Origin of the sequence: Flagellimonas aequoris (assembly GCF_003584165.1) — a bacterium.
GTDB lineage: Bacteria > Bacteroidota > Bacteroidia > Flavobacteriales > Flavobacteriaceae > Flagellimonas > Flagellimonas aequoris.
Window position 1 is genome coordinate 63,202 of the sequence record NZ_QXFJ01000018.1, and the last position, 15,282, is coordinate 78,483.

At 44.3% G+C, this 15,282-nt stretch carries 15 protein-coding genes; 12 read left to right on the top strand and 3 right to left on the bottom strand.

The window, feature by feature from the left end; translation table 11 throughout:
• Positions 1–11: 11 nt before the first annotated feature.
• From D2U88_RS08200 to D2U88_RS08225, 6 genes are all read left to right on the top strand, one after another.
• Entirely contained in the window at positions 12–908 is an 897-nt protein-coding gene (locus D2U88_RS08200) for an HlyD family secretion protein (protein WP_220473494.1), read from the top strand.
• A gap of 1 nt (position 909) precedes the next feature.
• On the top strand, positions 910–1,815 hold the full coding sequence (locus tag D2U88_RS08205) for an ABC transporter ATP-binding protein (RefSeq protein ID WP_119639874.1): 906 nt from the start codon (positions 910–912) through the stop codon (positions 1,813–1,815).
• Positions 1,816–1,822: 7 nt separating this feature from the next.
• Positions 1,823–2,563: an ABC transporter ATP-binding protein gene (locus D2U88_RS08210; RefSeq protein ID WP_119639875.1), complete on the top strand. Its 741-nt coding sequence runs from the start codon at positions 1,823–1,825 to the stop codon at positions 2,561–2,563.
• A gap of 6 nt (positions 2,564–2,569) precedes the next feature.
• On the top strand, positions 2,570–3,670 hold the full coding sequence (locus D2U88_RS08215; RefSeq protein ID WP_119639876.1) for an ABC transporter permease: 1,101 nt from the start codon (positions 2,570–2,572) through the stop codon (positions 3,668–3,670).
• Positions 3,667–4,785 carry an ABC transporter permease gene (locus D2U88_RS08220; protein WP_119639877.1) on the top strand — a complete coding sequence of 373 codons (1,119 nt, stop codon included), beginning with the start codon at positions 3,667–3,669 and terminating at the stop codon, positions 4,783–4,785. The genes D2U88_RS08215 and D2U88_RS08220 overlap by 4 nt, the downstream gene beginning before the upstream one ends.
• 76 nt (positions 4,786–4,861) lie before the next feature.
• Positions 4,862–5,902 (top strand): zinc-dependent alcohol dehydrogenase family protein, encoded by a 1,041-nt coding sequence (locus tag D2U88_RS08225; RefSeq protein WP_119639878.1) that lies wholly within the window; start codon positions 4,862–4,864, stop codon positions 5,900–5,902.
• Between the two features lie 52 nt (positions 5,903–5,954).
• Here D2U88_RS08225 and D2U88_RS08230 read toward each other — a convergent pair whose 3' ends face one another.
• From D2U88_RS08230 to D2U88_RS08240, 3 genes are all read right to left on the bottom strand, one after another.
• A complete protein-coding gene (locus D2U88_RS08230) occupies positions 5,955–7,283 on the bottom strand; it encodes an MBL fold metallo-hydrolase (protein ID WP_119639879.1) in 1,329 nt (442 codons plus the stop codon).
• Between the two features lie 55 nt (positions 7,284–7,338).
• The gene (locus tag D2U88_RS08235) at positions 7,339–8,004 is read right to left on the bottom strand and encodes a peroxiredoxin (protein WP_119639880.1); all 666 of its coding nucleotides are present in this window, start codon (positions 8,002–8,004) and stop codon (positions 7,339–7,341) included.
• 119 nt (positions 8,005–8,123) lie between these two features.
• Positions 8,124–8,810: an aspartate/glutamate racemase family protein gene (locus D2U88_RS08240; protein WP_119639881.1), complete on the bottom strand. Its 687-nt coding sequence runs from the start codon at positions 8,808–8,810 to the stop codon at positions 8,124–8,126.
• Positions 8,811–9,155: 345 nt separating this feature from the next.
• On the opposite strand from D2U88_RS08240, the gene D2U88_RS08245 reads away from it, so the two are divergent.
• The 6 genes from D2U88_RS08245 to D2U88_RS08270 all read left to right on the top strand — a co-directional run bounded on the left by D2U88_RS08245 (position 9,156) and on the right by D2U88_RS08270 (position 15,282).
• Positions 9,156–10,796 (top strand): TldD/PmbA family protein, encoded by a 1,641-nt coding sequence (locus D2U88_RS08245; protein ID WP_119639882.1) that lies wholly within the window; start codon positions 9,156–9,158, stop codon positions 10,794–10,796.
• 25 nt (positions 10,797–10,821) lie between these two features.
• Complete coding sequence (locus D2U88_RS08250) at positions 10,822–12,138, top strand: TldD/PmbA family protein (protein WP_119639883.1); 1,317 nt, start codon at positions 10,822–10,824, stop codon at positions 12,136–12,138.
• A 79-nt stretch (positions 12,139–12,217) separates the two neighbouring features.
• On the top strand, positions 12,218–12,838 hold the full coding sequence (locus D2U88_RS08255; protein WP_119639902.1) for a DUF4159 domain-containing protein: 621 nt from the start codon (positions 12,218–12,220) through the stop codon (positions 12,836–12,838).
• A 10-nt stretch (positions 12,839–12,848) separates the two neighbouring features.
• Positions 12,849–13,856 (top strand): AAA family ATPase, encoded by a 1,008-nt coding sequence (locus tag D2U88_RS08260; RefSeq protein ID WP_119639884.1) that lies wholly within the window; start codon positions 12,849–12,851, stop codon positions 13,854–13,856.
• Positions 13,857–14,103: 247 nt separating this feature from the next.
• Positions 14,104–14,382 carry a hypothetical protein gene (locus tag D2U88_RS08265; RefSeq protein WP_147378561.1) on the top strand — a complete coding sequence of 93 codons (279 nt, stop codon included), beginning with the start codon at positions 14,104–14,106 and terminating at the stop codon, positions 14,380–14,382.
• Positions 14,383–15,282: a DUF58 domain-containing protein gene (locus tag D2U88_RS08270; RefSeq protein ID WP_119639886.1), complete on the top strand. Its 900-nt coding sequence runs from the start codon at positions 14,383–14,385 to the stop codon at positions 15,280–15,282.

A 15,282-nucleotide genomic window follows, 5' to 3' on the forward strand; every position in this document is an offset into this window, starting at 1 on the left:
TTACCGATACCATGATGAGACGAATTCAAATATCAACTGCCGCGCTACTATTGTTGGCCATTTCCTGTTCCGATACGAATGGATTGTATGATGCTTCGGGCACTTTTGAGGCCACCGAGGTGAACATTGCTTCAGAAGCCAACGGTGTGATCAAGCAACTAGATCTTGAGGAAGGTCAAACCTTGGAAATTGGGGAGTATTTAGGTTATGTGGATAGTACCCAAGTGTATCTGCAAAAACAACAATTGGAGGCCCAGATCAAGGTATTGTTGAACAGGAGACCGGACATTGCGGTACAACTCTCTTCCTTGGAAGAACAATTAAGACAGGCCAAACGGGAGCAACAGCGTGTCCAGAATCTGGTTAACGGAAAAGCGGCTCCGCAAAAGGCCCTCGACGATGCCAATTCGCAAGTGGAGATTATTGAAAACCAGATAAAGGCCCAAAAATCAACGCTTTCCATAAGCACTTCAAGCCTGGTAAACGAAACCGAACCCTTGCAGGCACAGATACGCCAGTTGAACGACAAGCTGGAAAAATGCAAGATCATCAATAAGGTCAAGGGTACCGTTTTGACCAAGTTTGCCGAGGAAAATGAAACCACCGTTCAAGGAGCTCCCTTGTATAGTATTGCCAATTTAGAAACCCTTACTCTACGGGCTTACATTACGGGAGAATTGCTTCCGGAAGTAAAGATTGGTCAGCTGGTAAAGGTTTTGATCGATAGCGCTTCAGAAAATTATAAAACCTATGAGGGCACTGTGGAATGGGTAAGTGACAAGGCGGAGTTTACGCCCAAGACCATCCAGACCAAGGAGGAGCGAGCCAATTTGGTTTATGCGGTAAAAATTAAGGTGCCCAACGATGGTTACTTAAAAATTGGTATGTACGGAGAAGTGAAGTTCTAAAATGAAAGCCGTAATCGCCGAAAATATCAGTAAACATTATGACGGTAAACCCGCCGTGGAAAAGGTCTCTTTTGAGGTCAACGAAGGGGAAATCTTTGGTCTCATCGGTCCTGATGGGGCTGGAAAGACCAGCATTTTTCGAATATTGACGACCTTATTGTTGCCTGATGGTGGCTCGGCCCAAGTGCATCATTGGGATGTGGTCAAGGATTGGAGGGCCATCCGGAACGCCGTGGGTTACATGCCCGGTAAATTCAGTTTGTACCAAGATCTTACTGTGGAAGAAAACCTACATTTTTTTGCTACTGTGTTCAACACCACTATTCAGGAAAACTACCATTTAATAGAGGACATTTATGTGCAATTGGAACCCTTCAAGAACCGAAGGGCAGGGAAGCTTTCAGGCGGGATGAAGCAGAAACTGGCACTGTGCTGTGCCTTGATCCACAAGCCGAAAGTGTTGTTCCTGGATGAACCTACCACGGGTGTCGACCCCGTTTCCCGAAGGGAATTTTGGGAAATGCTCAAAAAACTGAAGCAACAGAATATCAGCATTGTGGTCTCCACACCTTATATGGATGAGGCTTCGATGTGTGATCGCATCGCCTTGATCCAATCGGGACGTATTTTGTCCATCGATACACCACAAGATTTGGTGAAAAATTATGGCAATCAACTTTTTAAGGTGAAAGCTAATGACCGTTACAGGCTTTTGGAAGTGTTGAAAACTGTACCCTCTACCAAAAGCTACGCCTTTGGGGAGTATGCCCATATTTCCGTAGAGAAAGGCCATCAAATGGATGCTTCGGAAATCGCCCAACATCTACAGCAAAATGGTTTGAGGGGAGTAGAGGTCGGAGAGGCCGAGGTGACCATCGAGGATTGTTTTATTAACCTGTTACATTGATTTTAGGATGGAAGAAGTAGTGATACAGGCTGATAAGCTCACCAAAAAGTTTGGTGATTTCACTGCCACGGATGCTATTACCTTTCAGGTAAGGAAAGGTGAGATCTTTGGTTTCCTGGGTGCCAATGGAGCAGGAAAGACCACGGCCATGAGAATGTTGTGTGGATTGTCGGTTCCAACATCAGGAGACGCAAAAGTGGCAGGGTTCGATATTTACAAAGAGACGGAATCCATCAAGAAAAATATTGGCTATATGAGCCAGAAATTTTCCCTGTACGAGGATTTGACCGTGGTGGAAAACATTCGATTTTTTGGGGGTATTTATGGGTTGAGCAATGAGCAGATCAAAAACAAAACCGAGGAACTGATCGAGCGTTTGGGACTTACTTCCGTCCGAAAGGAATTGGTAGTAGACCTTCCCTTGGGATGGAAGCAAAAGCTTTCATTTTCCATTGCGATCATCCATCAGCCTAAAATCGTTTTTTTGGATGAACCGACCGGGGGTGTGGATCCCTTGACCCGTCGCCAATTTTGGGAATTGATCTATGAGGCGGCCCACAATGGCATCACCGTTTTTGTGACCACACACTATATGGATGAAGCTGAATATTGCGATCGATTGTCCATCATGGTGGATGGAAAGATCAAGGCTTTGGACACACCAAAAAATCTAAAGATGCAGTTTGAAGCGGAATCCATGGACGAAGTGTTTTACAAATTGGCCCGGCAGGCCACTAGAGCAGAATAGAACAAGATGAAAAGACTGTTGGTTTTCATAAAAAAGGAATTTACCCACGTGCTCAGGGATAAAAAAACACTCCTGATATTGTTCGGTATGCCCATTGTACAAGTGCTCATTTTTGGATTTGTACTTTCCAATGAGGTGAAGAACACCGATCTTTTGGTGATCGATCAGGCCCAGGACAGTGCATCCAAAGAAATCATCTCCAAAGTGCAGGCGAGTGAGTATTTCGATATTGCATCGGTCACTTTTGATGTGCAGGATGTGGAAGCTTCCTTTAAAAAGGGAAAGAGCAAGGCCGCTTTGATCCTACCCAAGGATTTTGAGAAAAACCTGATGACCAAACATGTGGCTCAAGTGCAGATTTTGGCCGATGCCTCCGATCCCAACCATGCCACCACCATTGAAAATTACCTCACGGCCATCATTCGGGATTATACCAATTCCCTGAATGCCTCCATGCCCTACACTATTACTCCAGAGGTTCGTATGTTGTACAACCCGCAACTTAAAGGCGCACCCAATTTTGTGCCCGGGGTCATGGCCTTGATCTTGATGCTGGTCTGTGTGATGATGACGGCCATTTCCATTGTCCGAGAAAAGGAGATGGGCACCATGGAAGTGTTGTTGGTATCACCCTTCAAACCCATTATGGTGATTGTTTCCAAAGTAGTGCCCTATTTTATCCTTTCCATGCTGAACATCGTCTCCATCTTATTGTTGAGCGTTTATGTTCTGGGAGTACCCATCAAGGGAAATGTATTGTTGCTGTTTGCTGAGAGTGCCCTGTTTATATCGACCTGTCTTTCCTTGGGAATTTTTATTTCCATCAAAACGCAGACCCAACAGGTGGCCATGCTGATTTCGTTGATGGGGATGCTGTTGCCCACTGTTTTATTCAGCGGATTTATGTTCCCCATTGAAAATATGCCTTTTCCGCTTCGTATGATATCGAACATTGTTCCCGCCAAATGGTTTTATATCATTGTGAAGGATGTCATGATCAAGGGTCTGGGCTTTGCCGCGGTATGGAAAGAGAGTTTGATTTTGATGGGTATCACGGTGTTTTTCCTCGGAATCAGTATCAAGAACTTTAAAATTAGGCTGGCATGAGAACTATCAGGTTTTTGCTCTACAAAGAATTCAAACAGATTTTTAGGAACCGATCGATCGTAGCCCTGATCCTGTTCATGCCCGTTATGCAATTGCTCATTTTGCCCTGGGCCGCAGATTATGAAGTGAAGAACATCAATGTGGCTTTGGTGGACCAAGACCATTCCACCTATACACAAGAATTGATTTCTAAAATATCCGGTTCCAATTATTTCAATATTGTATCCACCGCCGCGTCGTACGATGAGGCCTATCGTTCCATTGAATCCGATGCCGCGGATTTGGTCCTTCTGATTCCGCCCAATTTTAAAAGGGATTTGGTGAAGAATAAAACACAGAAACTGTTTTTGGCCGTTAATGCTATCAATGGTACCAAAGCCAATTTGGGAGCGGCCTATATGCAAGAGGTCATCAAAGAATACAATGGAAAGTTACAAACGGAAATTCATTCCGTTGGAAGGAACTCGACACCCCACAGGGCCGAGGTGACTTTTTCCAACTGGTACAATCCCCATTTGAGTTATAAGGTATTCATGGTTCCCGGAATCTTGGCGATTTTGGTGACCATGGTAGGTGGATTTCTATCCGCATTGAACATTGTGAAGGAAAAAGAAGTGGGTACCATAGAACAGGTGAACGTGACCCCGATCAAGAAACACCATTTTATTCTGGGAAAAATGATACCCTTTTGGGTTTTGGGGAATGTGGTCTTTACTTTGGGCTTGATTGTCTCTTGGGTCATTTACGGTATTGTTCCCGTGGGAAGTCTGTTGTTGCTGTATGGTTTCATCGCGGTGTATTTGTTGGCCGTTTTGGGCTTCGGATTATTGATTTCTACCTATAGCGAAACCCAGCAACAGGCTATGTTCGTCATGTACTTTTTTATGATGGTATTTATTCTGATGGGCGGGCTTTTTACTCCCATTGAAAGTATGCCCGAGTGGGCCCAGGAGACCATCAAAATAAATCCATTGAGTTATTTGATCAGGGTGTTGCGGATGATCGTTTTGAAGGGAAGTACTTTTTCTGATATCGTTCCCCATTTGCTGACCATTGCCCTTTTTGCCATCGGACTCAATGGTTGGGCCATGTTGAATTACAAAAAGACCAACTGATTATTTTCTAGCAGGGAGATTTGCCCAAACCCCAGGTTTTCATTTTACATTTGTTTGCCATACCAATTGAAAACAGATGAGAGCTATTGTTTATGAAAAGTTTCAAGGTCCCATTACCTTACAAAATGTGGTTGATCCCACTCCAAAAAGTCATGGTGTGGTGGTAAAAGTAACCGCAACGGGGCTATGCCGAAGCGATTGGCATGGTTGGATGGGTCACGATGCCGATATTGAATTGCCCCATGTGCCGGGTCATGAGTTGGCGGGCATTGTTGTCGAAGTCGGAAAAGATGTCAAAAACTTCAAAGTGGGGGATAGGGTGACCGTTCCCTTTGTCTGTGGATGTGGTACCTGCCCCGAATGCCATTCAGGGAACCATCAGGTATGTGATAATCAAACCCAACCAGGATTCACCCACTGGGGATCTTTTGCAGAGTATGTTACTCTTGATCATGCGGACATCAATTTGGTTAAACTTCCAGAGGAGATCGCTGATATTACAGCTGCCATTTTGGGTTGTAGGTTTGTCACTTCTTTCAGGGCTGTGGTAGATCAAGGGAAAGTGCAAGGAGGGCAGTTTGTGGCCATTCATGGTTGTGGGGGTGTAGGTCTTTCCGCTATTATGATCGCCAATGCCTTGGGAGCACAGGTCATCGCCGTTGACATCAATGATGAAACCTTGAAGTTGGCTACCGCATTGGGAGCGACCAAAACGGTGAATGCATCCAAATCTAGCAATGTGGTGGAAGAAGTGAGGGAGCTGACCCATGGAGGAGCACATGTGTCCTTGGATGCCTTGGGAAGCCAAGCGACCTGTTTCAATTCCGTTGCCAACCTCAGAAAAAGAGGAAAACATATTCAGGTAGGTTTGATGACGGGAGACCATCAGCACCCAAAAGTACCCATGGACAAAGTTTTGGCCAATGAACTGGAAATTCTAGGCAGTCATGGTATGCAGGCCTTTCGTTATTCGGCCATGCTCGAAATGATCAAAGAGGGCAAGCTCCAACCCGAAAAGTTGGTGGAACGCACCATTTCCTTGGAGAATATTATTGTGGAATTGCCTAATATGGACAAGTTTACGAGCAAGGGCGTTTTGGTAGTGGATTCCTTTTAAATTCTAGAGAATCATTAAAATGAAAAACCCTTCTTTAGAAGGGCTTTAGTTATTATTTGAAATCGTTGACATTCTCACCAAGGTCATAAACCGGTACTTTGTCCACCAATTTCTCCAAGATACTACTTCCTGCAGTACTTCGGTAACCACCGGCACAATGAACTATCAAAGGTTTGTCCATAGGTATTTGGTCCACGGATTTTCGGAGATCATTCAATGGAATGTTGATGGCTTGTTCAAAAAACTTCCCTTCTTCCACCTCGCTTTGGTTGCGAATATCCACAATGGTATAGCCATCTTTATTTTTCTTGAAATCGCTTAAATCCAATTTATTGCTTTGAACCATCTGGGATTCATCCATGGTCAAAACCAGTTTCACCTGTTTTTCGTATCCAATTTTGGCCACGCGTTCCAAGATCATATCCAAATCCTCGGGCTTATCGATTACTATACTGAAGGGTTCACTGGGTTCCACAATGGATCCCAACCAGGTTTCGAACTTCGAGTTTTCAGAAACAGCCATTACATTGATACTTCCGGGCAAGTGTCCTTTTTTGAATACTACTTCATCACGTACGTCAATGATCAATCCTTCCGCAGTGGTATTAAGTTTGAAGGGAACCTTCGCAACAGACGTCCTTAGGTTTTCCGGACCTCTGCGATTGGTGTCCACATCAAATCCAAAATAGGATGGAATAAAAGGCTGACTGTCCAAAAGGGTTCCCACAAATGCTTCCTTGGATTGTGGTTTAAAGGCCCAGTTTCCCATTCTTTCATTTCCCAGGGTGCTGCTGTTGTCCGAGCTCAGATTTTTTCCGCAGAGAGATCCAGCTCCGTGGGCAGGGTAAACCAGGGCGCCATCAGGCAAATCCTTGAACTTGTTTTGGATGGTATCGTACATCATTTCGGCCAATTCTTGACGCTTTGCAGTCATGTTCCCTGCTTTTTCCCTCAAATCGGGCCGTCCCACATCACCAATAAAGAGCGTATCGCCTGTAAACAATGCCATCTTGCCAGCTTGTTCGGCAACAACAGTGATGCTGTCAGGGGAGTGACCTGGTGTGTTCAGAGCAGAAATGGTAATGTCGCCAAGCTTTATACTGTCCCCTTCATCAAAAGGATGGTATTCATAATCGGCACCCAGCATTTTACTATGATAGATAACAGCTCCCGTTTCTTGATGGATTTGCAAATGGGAGCTTACGAAATCCGCATGGGGATGTGTCTCGATGACTGCCACAATTTTCGCCTCATGCTCTTGTGCAAAGGCATAGTACTGCATCGGGTTTCTTTCAGGGTCGATGACCGCCATTTCACCGTTGCTGACAATGGCATAGGAATAATGGGCCAGAGGTTTGTATTCAAATTGTTTTATTTCCATAAGCTTTTTGGTTTAAAGGGCTCCTTGCATGCAAGGAGCCCCTATTCAACAAATCTTAAAGTTCTTTTTTGGCCAGGTACCAATCCACTTTTTCAAGGGAATCATCTGCAATACGGGCATTCAACTCATCCAAAGTTTTGGGAGGCCCAACGATGACCTTGTCTCCTTTTTTCCAATCCAATGGCATGGCAACTTTGTATTTGTCCGAAGTTTGAAGTGCTTCCAATGACCTTAGGATTTCGTCCATGTTACGTCCCACGTTCAAGGGATAGTACATCACCAAGCGTACCTTTTTTGCTGGGTCGATGAAGAACACGGCCCTTACCGCAGCAGTCATGCTTTCATTCGGCTGAAGCATTCCATAAAGCTTGGCCACCTTCATATCCAAATCGGCAATAATGGGGAAATCAAAATACACCCCGGTGTTTTGCCTTACGTTCTGCACCCATCCCAAGTGGGCATGGATACTGTCGATACTAAGGCCCAACAGTTCGGTGTTCAATGCATCGAATTCCTCTTTGCGGGTGGCAAAACCACTCATCTCCGTGGTACATACCGGAGTAAAGTCGGCAGGGTGGGAGAACATGACTACCCATTTATCCTTGGCAAATTCTGAGAACTTGATCTTTCCTTTTGTGGTTACAGCTTCAAAGTCTGGGGCGGTATCCCCGATTCGTGGCATCTGATAAGCTTTTTCGGTTTCTAGATAAGCGTTTTCCATAATAGTATAAGATAAATTTATTGTTTTTTAATTTTTGATAAAATTACCTTATAAAAATAGACCTACCAGTAACCAAGGTTACACAGCTCTCTTTTAACATGGGTTTAACGATGATGTGATCATCCATCACTGAATATGAAATCCACCGCCATTTGTGCATGAAGGTCGGTAGTGGCTAGAGTGGAAATATCAATATCGTTGGATTTAATCAATAAGGGCAGTTCGGTACACCCTAATATGATGCCCTCTGCACCTTTCTTTTGTAAGAGATGGATCTGCTCCAAAAAAAAGGCTTTGGCTTCTTCTGAAAAAACACCTTGGGTCAATTCTTTGGAAACATAATGGTGTGCTTGGGGAATGGCTTCTTCTTCAGGTATGATCGTTTCAATCCCATAATTTTTCTTCAGCACTTTTGGAATGAAATCCCCGGTCATGGTGGGTTTGTTTCCCAATAGACCCAATTTCTTCAGCCCCAAGCGTTGTGCTTCCGTTCCCGTGGCTTTAGCTATGTGCAAAATGGGGATTTCGATTTTCGGTTGTACAAAGTCATAGACCATATGGGGAGTGTTGGCGCAGATGACTATGGCCTGCGCCCCTGCATTTTGAAGTTTTAGGGATGTTTCCAAATATTTTGCGTTGATCTTTTCCTTGTTCTGTTCCCGCATCAGTTCAATATTGATACTATGGATGATCAAAGGAGGGTTGGCCTGCTCGCCAATAATTTTGGCCGCCATTTGGTTGATCAATTTATAATATTCAATGGTGGAGTGCCAGGAAGTACCCCCTATCATTCCCAATGTTTTCATGTTTTAAGGATATGTTCAAAAAAATACATCGATTCCGTAACAAATTACATAAAATCACAACAAATAAAATGATCAAACTCATTGCGTGATGAGGATTGCATGATATAGGTGGTTTTTTAACAATGGGAAATGTTAAAAATAAGGTGCCTGATTTTGTTTGGTCAATAAATCAAGGTAGTCGTTCAGGGATATTAGGCTGTCGTTGGGGGATTTTAGGTTAAAATTAACATAAAACAAGAACGGCTCTACTTATTTTTAGAGACCCTTGAAAAAAGGTTCGGAATGTGGCCATACTACTTTCCGTTTCATTGATCAAAAAACAGTAAAATCAGATAACCGAAACATATGAAAAGAAGAAGTTTTGTACAGTATGCCGGTTTGGGAACGGGGGCACTGATGATGCCTTCATTGCTTTTGGGGAACAATATTCCCGCAGAGGCCCTTCTTGAACCCGGTATGGATGTCGTGCTCAAAAAGAAAATGGCCGATGTGGCCTTGAACACAGCCAAATCCTTGGGCGCCACCTATGCCGATGCAAGGATTGGAAGGTACTTGAACCAGTACGTATTCACCCGTGAGGACAAGGTCCAAAATGTGGTGAACACGGAATCCTTCGGGATTGGAATCCGTGTGATTGCCAACGGCACCTGGGGATTTGCCTCCACCAACGCGGTTACCGAAGATGGCATTAAAAAGGCTACCGAACAAGCTGTGGCCATAGCCAAGGCCAACTCCAAGATTCAAAAGGAACCAGTAGTTTTGGCTCCTGTTGAAGCTTACGGAGAGGTTTCTTGGAAGACACCCGTTCAAAAAGATTTCAAGGAAGTGCCGATTTCCGATAAGGTAGACCTGTTGCTGAGTGCCAACGCGGCCGCCATTGAGAATGGTGCCAACTTTGTGAACTCTGCCCTTTTCATGGTAAACGAACAAAAATATTTTGCCTCTACCGACGGTTCCTACATTGATCAAGATGTACACCGTATTTGGCCCACGTTCAACGTAACCGCCATTGATCGTGCCGCAGGGAAATTCAGGACCCGTCAGGCCATGAGCGCCCCAATGGGTATGGGTTATGAGTATATGGATGGATTGGAGTCCGAAAAATTGAACGGCCCCATGGGCATTAAACTGTATCGCAATAGCTACGACATCGTGGAAGACGCCACTATGGCCGCTAAACAAGCTAAAGATAAACTCACAGCCAAGTCTGTGGAAGCGGGTAAATATGATTTGGTGTTGGAACCCAACCACCTCGGTCTTACCATTCACGAATCCGTAGGTCACCCCTTGGAGTTGGATAGGGTTTTGGGCTATGAGGCGAACTATGCAGGAACCAGTTTTGCCACATTGGACAAATGGGAATCCAAAAATTTCAAATACGGAAGTGATGTGGTCAACATCGTGGCCGATAAGACCCAAGTAGGTTCTTTGGGAGCTGTGGGTTATGATGATGAAGGTGTGAAAACCAAGAAATGGGATCTGATCCGAAATGGTGTTTTGGTGAATTACGAAGCCATCAGGGACCAAGTCCATGTGATAGGCCAAAACGAATCCCACGGTTGTTGCTATGCGCAAAGCTGGGAAGATGTACAGTTCCAACGTATGCCCAATGTTTCCTTGGAGCCTGGTAAGGAAAAATATTCTTTGCAGGACATGATCAAGGATGTGGAAAAAGGAATCTACATTCTTGGAAGGGGATCCTATTCCATTGACCAACAGCGATATAATTTCCAGTTTGGTGGAACCATGTTCTACGAGATTAAAAATGGGGAAGTTATAGGTATGCTGGAAGATGTGGCCTACCAATCCAACACCCAGGAGTTCTGGAATTCTTGTGTGAAGATTTGCGATAAGGATGATTACAGGTTGTTCGGTTCCTTCTTCGATGGTAAGGGGCAACCTTCCCAAGTCAGTGCGGTTTCCCACGGAAGCTCCACGGCAAGGTTCAATGGAGTTAATGTGATCAATACAGGTAGGACCATTTAAGGTTTTCCATTTAAATAGTAAGATAATGGCTATATATACAGAAGAAGAAGCAAAAAAGATTTTGGAGAAAGCATTGAGCTTTTCCAAGGCCGATGCCTGTGAAATAAACCTTAGTGGCACAAACAGTGGTAATATCAGATATGCCAGAAATACGGTATCCACGGCCGGACATCAGTCCAGTCAGAGTTTGGTGGTACAGTCCAGTTTTGGTAAAAAGGTAGGCACCGCTACCATAGACGAGTTCGATGATGCCTCTTTGGAAAAAGTGGTGCGTAGAGCCGAGGAATTGGCAAATTTATCACCCGAAAACCCTGAGTTCATGCCGCCTTTGGGCCCTCAGAAGTACGATGAATCCATTACTTTCGTTGAGGCTACGGCCAACATCACCCCAGAATATAGGGCAGATGTGGCCAGCAAGAGCATTGTTCCCGCAGCTGCAAAAGATGTGACCGCAGCAGGATTTTTGAATGATGGGGCACGTTTCTCCGCTATGATCAATTCCAACGGATTGTTTGCCTATAACAAATCCACCAATGTGGATTTTACAGTGACCATGCGTACCAACGATGGCACCGGATCAGGATGGGTGACCAGGGATTATAACGATATTACCAAATTTGATGCGGACGAGGCATCCAAAGTAGCAATCGATAAAGCAGTATTGTCCAGGGAAGCCAAAGCGATTGAGCCCGGAAAATATACGGTGATTCTGGAACCCGCAGCGGCATCGGATTTGTTGAGGAATATGATATTTTCCTTTAATGCAAGGTCTGCGGATGAAGGTAGAAGTTTTATGTCGGCTCCCGATGGTGGGAATAAATTAGGTCAAAAAATTGTGGATGAACGGGTGAACCTTTGGTCCGATCCCTTGAATCCTGATGTGCCCACCTCCACTTGGAACGGTGAGGGAATGCCCTTGAAGAAGACGAATTGGATTGAAAATGGTGTGGTCAAGAACCTGGCCTATGATCGCTATTGGGCGGAACAAAAAGGTGTTGATCCTGTTCCGTTCCCCAGCAATGGTATCATGGAAGGAGGCGATGAAAGTTTGGAAGATATGATTGCAGGAACCAAAAAAGGAATCTTGGTGACCCGTTTTTGGTACATCCGTAGTGTAGATCCCCAAACCTTGCTCTACACAGGATTGACCCGTGACGGAACTTTTTATATTGAAAACGGAAAGATCAAACATCCGATCAAAAACTTCAGGTTCAACGAAAGTCCGATCATCATGCTCAACAACCTCGAGTCATTGGGGAAACAAGTCCGTGTAGACGGTAACCTGATTCCTTATATGAAGATTCGAGACTTTACGTTCACCAGTCTCTCGGACGCCGTGTAAAAATTCGAACAAAGACAAACTGGTGGTTGAGGTGCTCCGAAACCGCCAGTTTTTATTTTAGCCTACTACCTTTATGGCATTGGACAACGAATTCTTTTTCACCCGTTTGCAATACGAATCCGGCGATTGGGACGTGGACCAGCGCATGCCCTCCAATTTGTTGAATTCGTTGGTCGAGTATACGACCTTGAAAGTGGATACCCAAGAAAAGATCATCACTTTGGCGAGCGACGATATTTTCAAAAGTCCCTTTTGCTATATCTCGGGGCATAAGTTGGTCCAGTTCACCAAAAAGGAAAGGGAGAATTTTGAGAAATACGTCCGCAATGGCGGATTTGTTTTTGCTGATGATTGCAACCACGACATCGATGGGCTTTTTGCCAAATCCTTTGAACGGCAGATGGAAGAGATCTTTGGACCGGGTCAGCTGCAAAAAATCCCGAACGATCATGAGATCTATTCCATTTTTTTTGAGTTCGAGGACGGTCCGCCCACCACTTCCCAAGAACTGAATGGTTGGGGGGATGACCTGGTGCACGATTACCTCAAGGCCATCATCATCAATGGGCGCATTGGGGTGCTCTACAGCAACAAGGATTATGGTTGCGAATGGGATTACGATTTTAGGAACAAACGATGGTATAAAATTGACAATACCCGTTTTGCGGTGAATATTGTCCTTTATGCCCTAACCTCTTAACGATACTAACTTGGACAAAGAACTACAACAAATTGCGAGCGAGGTGGAGGGGCTCTCCGATAAGCTCAAGGCGCTCAAAAAAGAAATAGGCAAGGTGATCATCGGGCAGGAAGAAACCGTGTCCCAATTGCTTATTACCTTTTTGGCCGGCGGTCATGCCCTTTTGGAAGGCGTACCCGGACTTGCCAAGACCTTGATGATACGTACCCTCGCCAATGCCATCGATTTAAAATTCAAACGGATACAGTTTACGCCCGATTTGATGCCTTCTGATATTATCGGAACCGAAATATTGGAGGAAGACCATACCACGGGTAAAAAATTCTTCAAGTTTAACAAGGGTCCCATTTTCTCCAATATCATTTTGGCGGATGAGATCAACAGGACCCCACCTAAGACACAGGCGGCCCTCTTGGAAGCCATGCAGGAATTTGAAGTGACCTATGGGGACAAGACCTATCCTTTGGATAGACCCTTTTTCATTTTGGCGACCCAAAACCCGATTGAACAATCCGGAACTTTTGTATTGCCCGAAGCGCAACAGGATCGATTCTTGCTGTACATCAAAATTGGGTACCCCACAGACAAAGATGAAACAGCCATTTTGAAGGCGACCACAGGAACCAAAAAGGCGCAATTGAACAAAGTGATTACTGGTGACGATATTGTGCGATTGCAGCAATTGGTACGAGAGGTTTCCATAAGCGACGGACTTATTCAATATGTGAGTGATGTGATTCGCGCCACGAGACCCGATACCACTGCTGTGGATTACGTAAAACAATGGGTGGATTGGGGGGCAGGTCCCCGTGCAGGACAGGCCATGATCTTGACGGCCAAGGCCAATGCCCTTTTGGAAGGACGCTTGGCGGTCTTTTTGGAGGACCTTAAAACGGTGGCATTGCCCGTGTTACGACATCGAGTTTTGGTCAATTTTAGGGCCGAGGCCGAAAATATCACATCCGATGCAGTGACCCAGCACATTTTGGATGCCATCAAACTAAAGGATGGAAAATAGGGATTTTTCAAATAGAAGGTGATAACCAAATTGAAGTTGATTTAACAAAAAAAAATTGAGGAATAAGCTTGAAGTAATATTAATCAGAGAGCCTATTGACTTTAAATCAAGGTTTTTAAAGTCGTTGAATTCTCCGCGGGTATATGTTATCATAGGTTGTTTGATTGTTTTGTCAATCAACCTTCCTTATCTATGGTTATTTACAATTCTTCTTTATTTGACATTTGTTCTCATGAATTACAATGCCATGAGTCAATATTTAACTAATATTAAATTGGTCAACAACAATTTTGAAATTTCCTATTTAAACTTTGACAATAAGGAAATTTCAATTCAAGTGCCCCTAAATGAATTAACCGTAGACTATTACGGAAATGGTATTGGAATTTCTTCACTTATTGGTCACTGTATTAAAATTGAACAGCGTGGGAAAACCAAAGTAAAGCAATATTCAACCAAAGGCTGGACAAATCAAGATTTAAAAGAAACGGTTAAAAAACTTAGAGAGATTAAAAAGCAATATTAAATGGCCACGAGGGACTACCACGATCTATTAAAACCAGAGATCATCAATACGGTGTCGGGACTTTCCCTGATATCCCGTATTGTGGTGGAAGGCTATTTGTCCGGGCTGCACCGGAGCAAGAGCGTGGGTCCTGGTATGGAGTTTAGTCAATACCGCGGTTATGAACCCGGTGACGACCTAAGATTGCTGGACTGGAAAATGTTGGCACGCTCGGGAAGGTATTACATCAAACAATCCGAAGTGGAAAGTCAGGTTGTGGTCAAATTCATTGTGGATGCCAGTGCCTCCATGGAACATACTGAAAATGGGGTCTCTAAGCTAGAATTTGCTAGGATTTTGGTGGCCTGTTTGTCGCATTTGGCCCAAAAACAAGGGGATGCCGTTGGATTGTTTGCCTTGAACCAAGATGACTTTGTGAGCATCTATCCGAAGGCTGACCAAAAACATTACAACCGAATGTTGTTGGAACTTCTTCAAATTTCTTCCAAAGGAAAATGGCCGGAACTTTCCGTGGCGGCAAAACGAATACACAACAGGGGCACCAAGGAATTGGTTTTCTTCTTGACCGATATGTATGAGGAAACTACGGAACTATCGGATTTTGTCAAGAGCTTGAAAACGGCTAACAACGAGGTGGTGGTCATCCAGATCATGGCGGGAAACGAAATGGATTTTGATTTTAAAAAGTCCGTCACTTTTGAAGATTTGGAAACCGGGGCCAAGGTCAAGGTGGATATCAACAAAGCCAAAGCAGCTTATTTGAAGGCTTTGGAGGATAAAATTGCCCGCACCAAGGAAAGATTGCTTTCCCAAGGCATTAGCCATTATGTATTTCGCATGGATGCCCATTTGGGAGATGCCCTGCAATTGTTTTTAAAAGAACGTATACGACTCAATTAA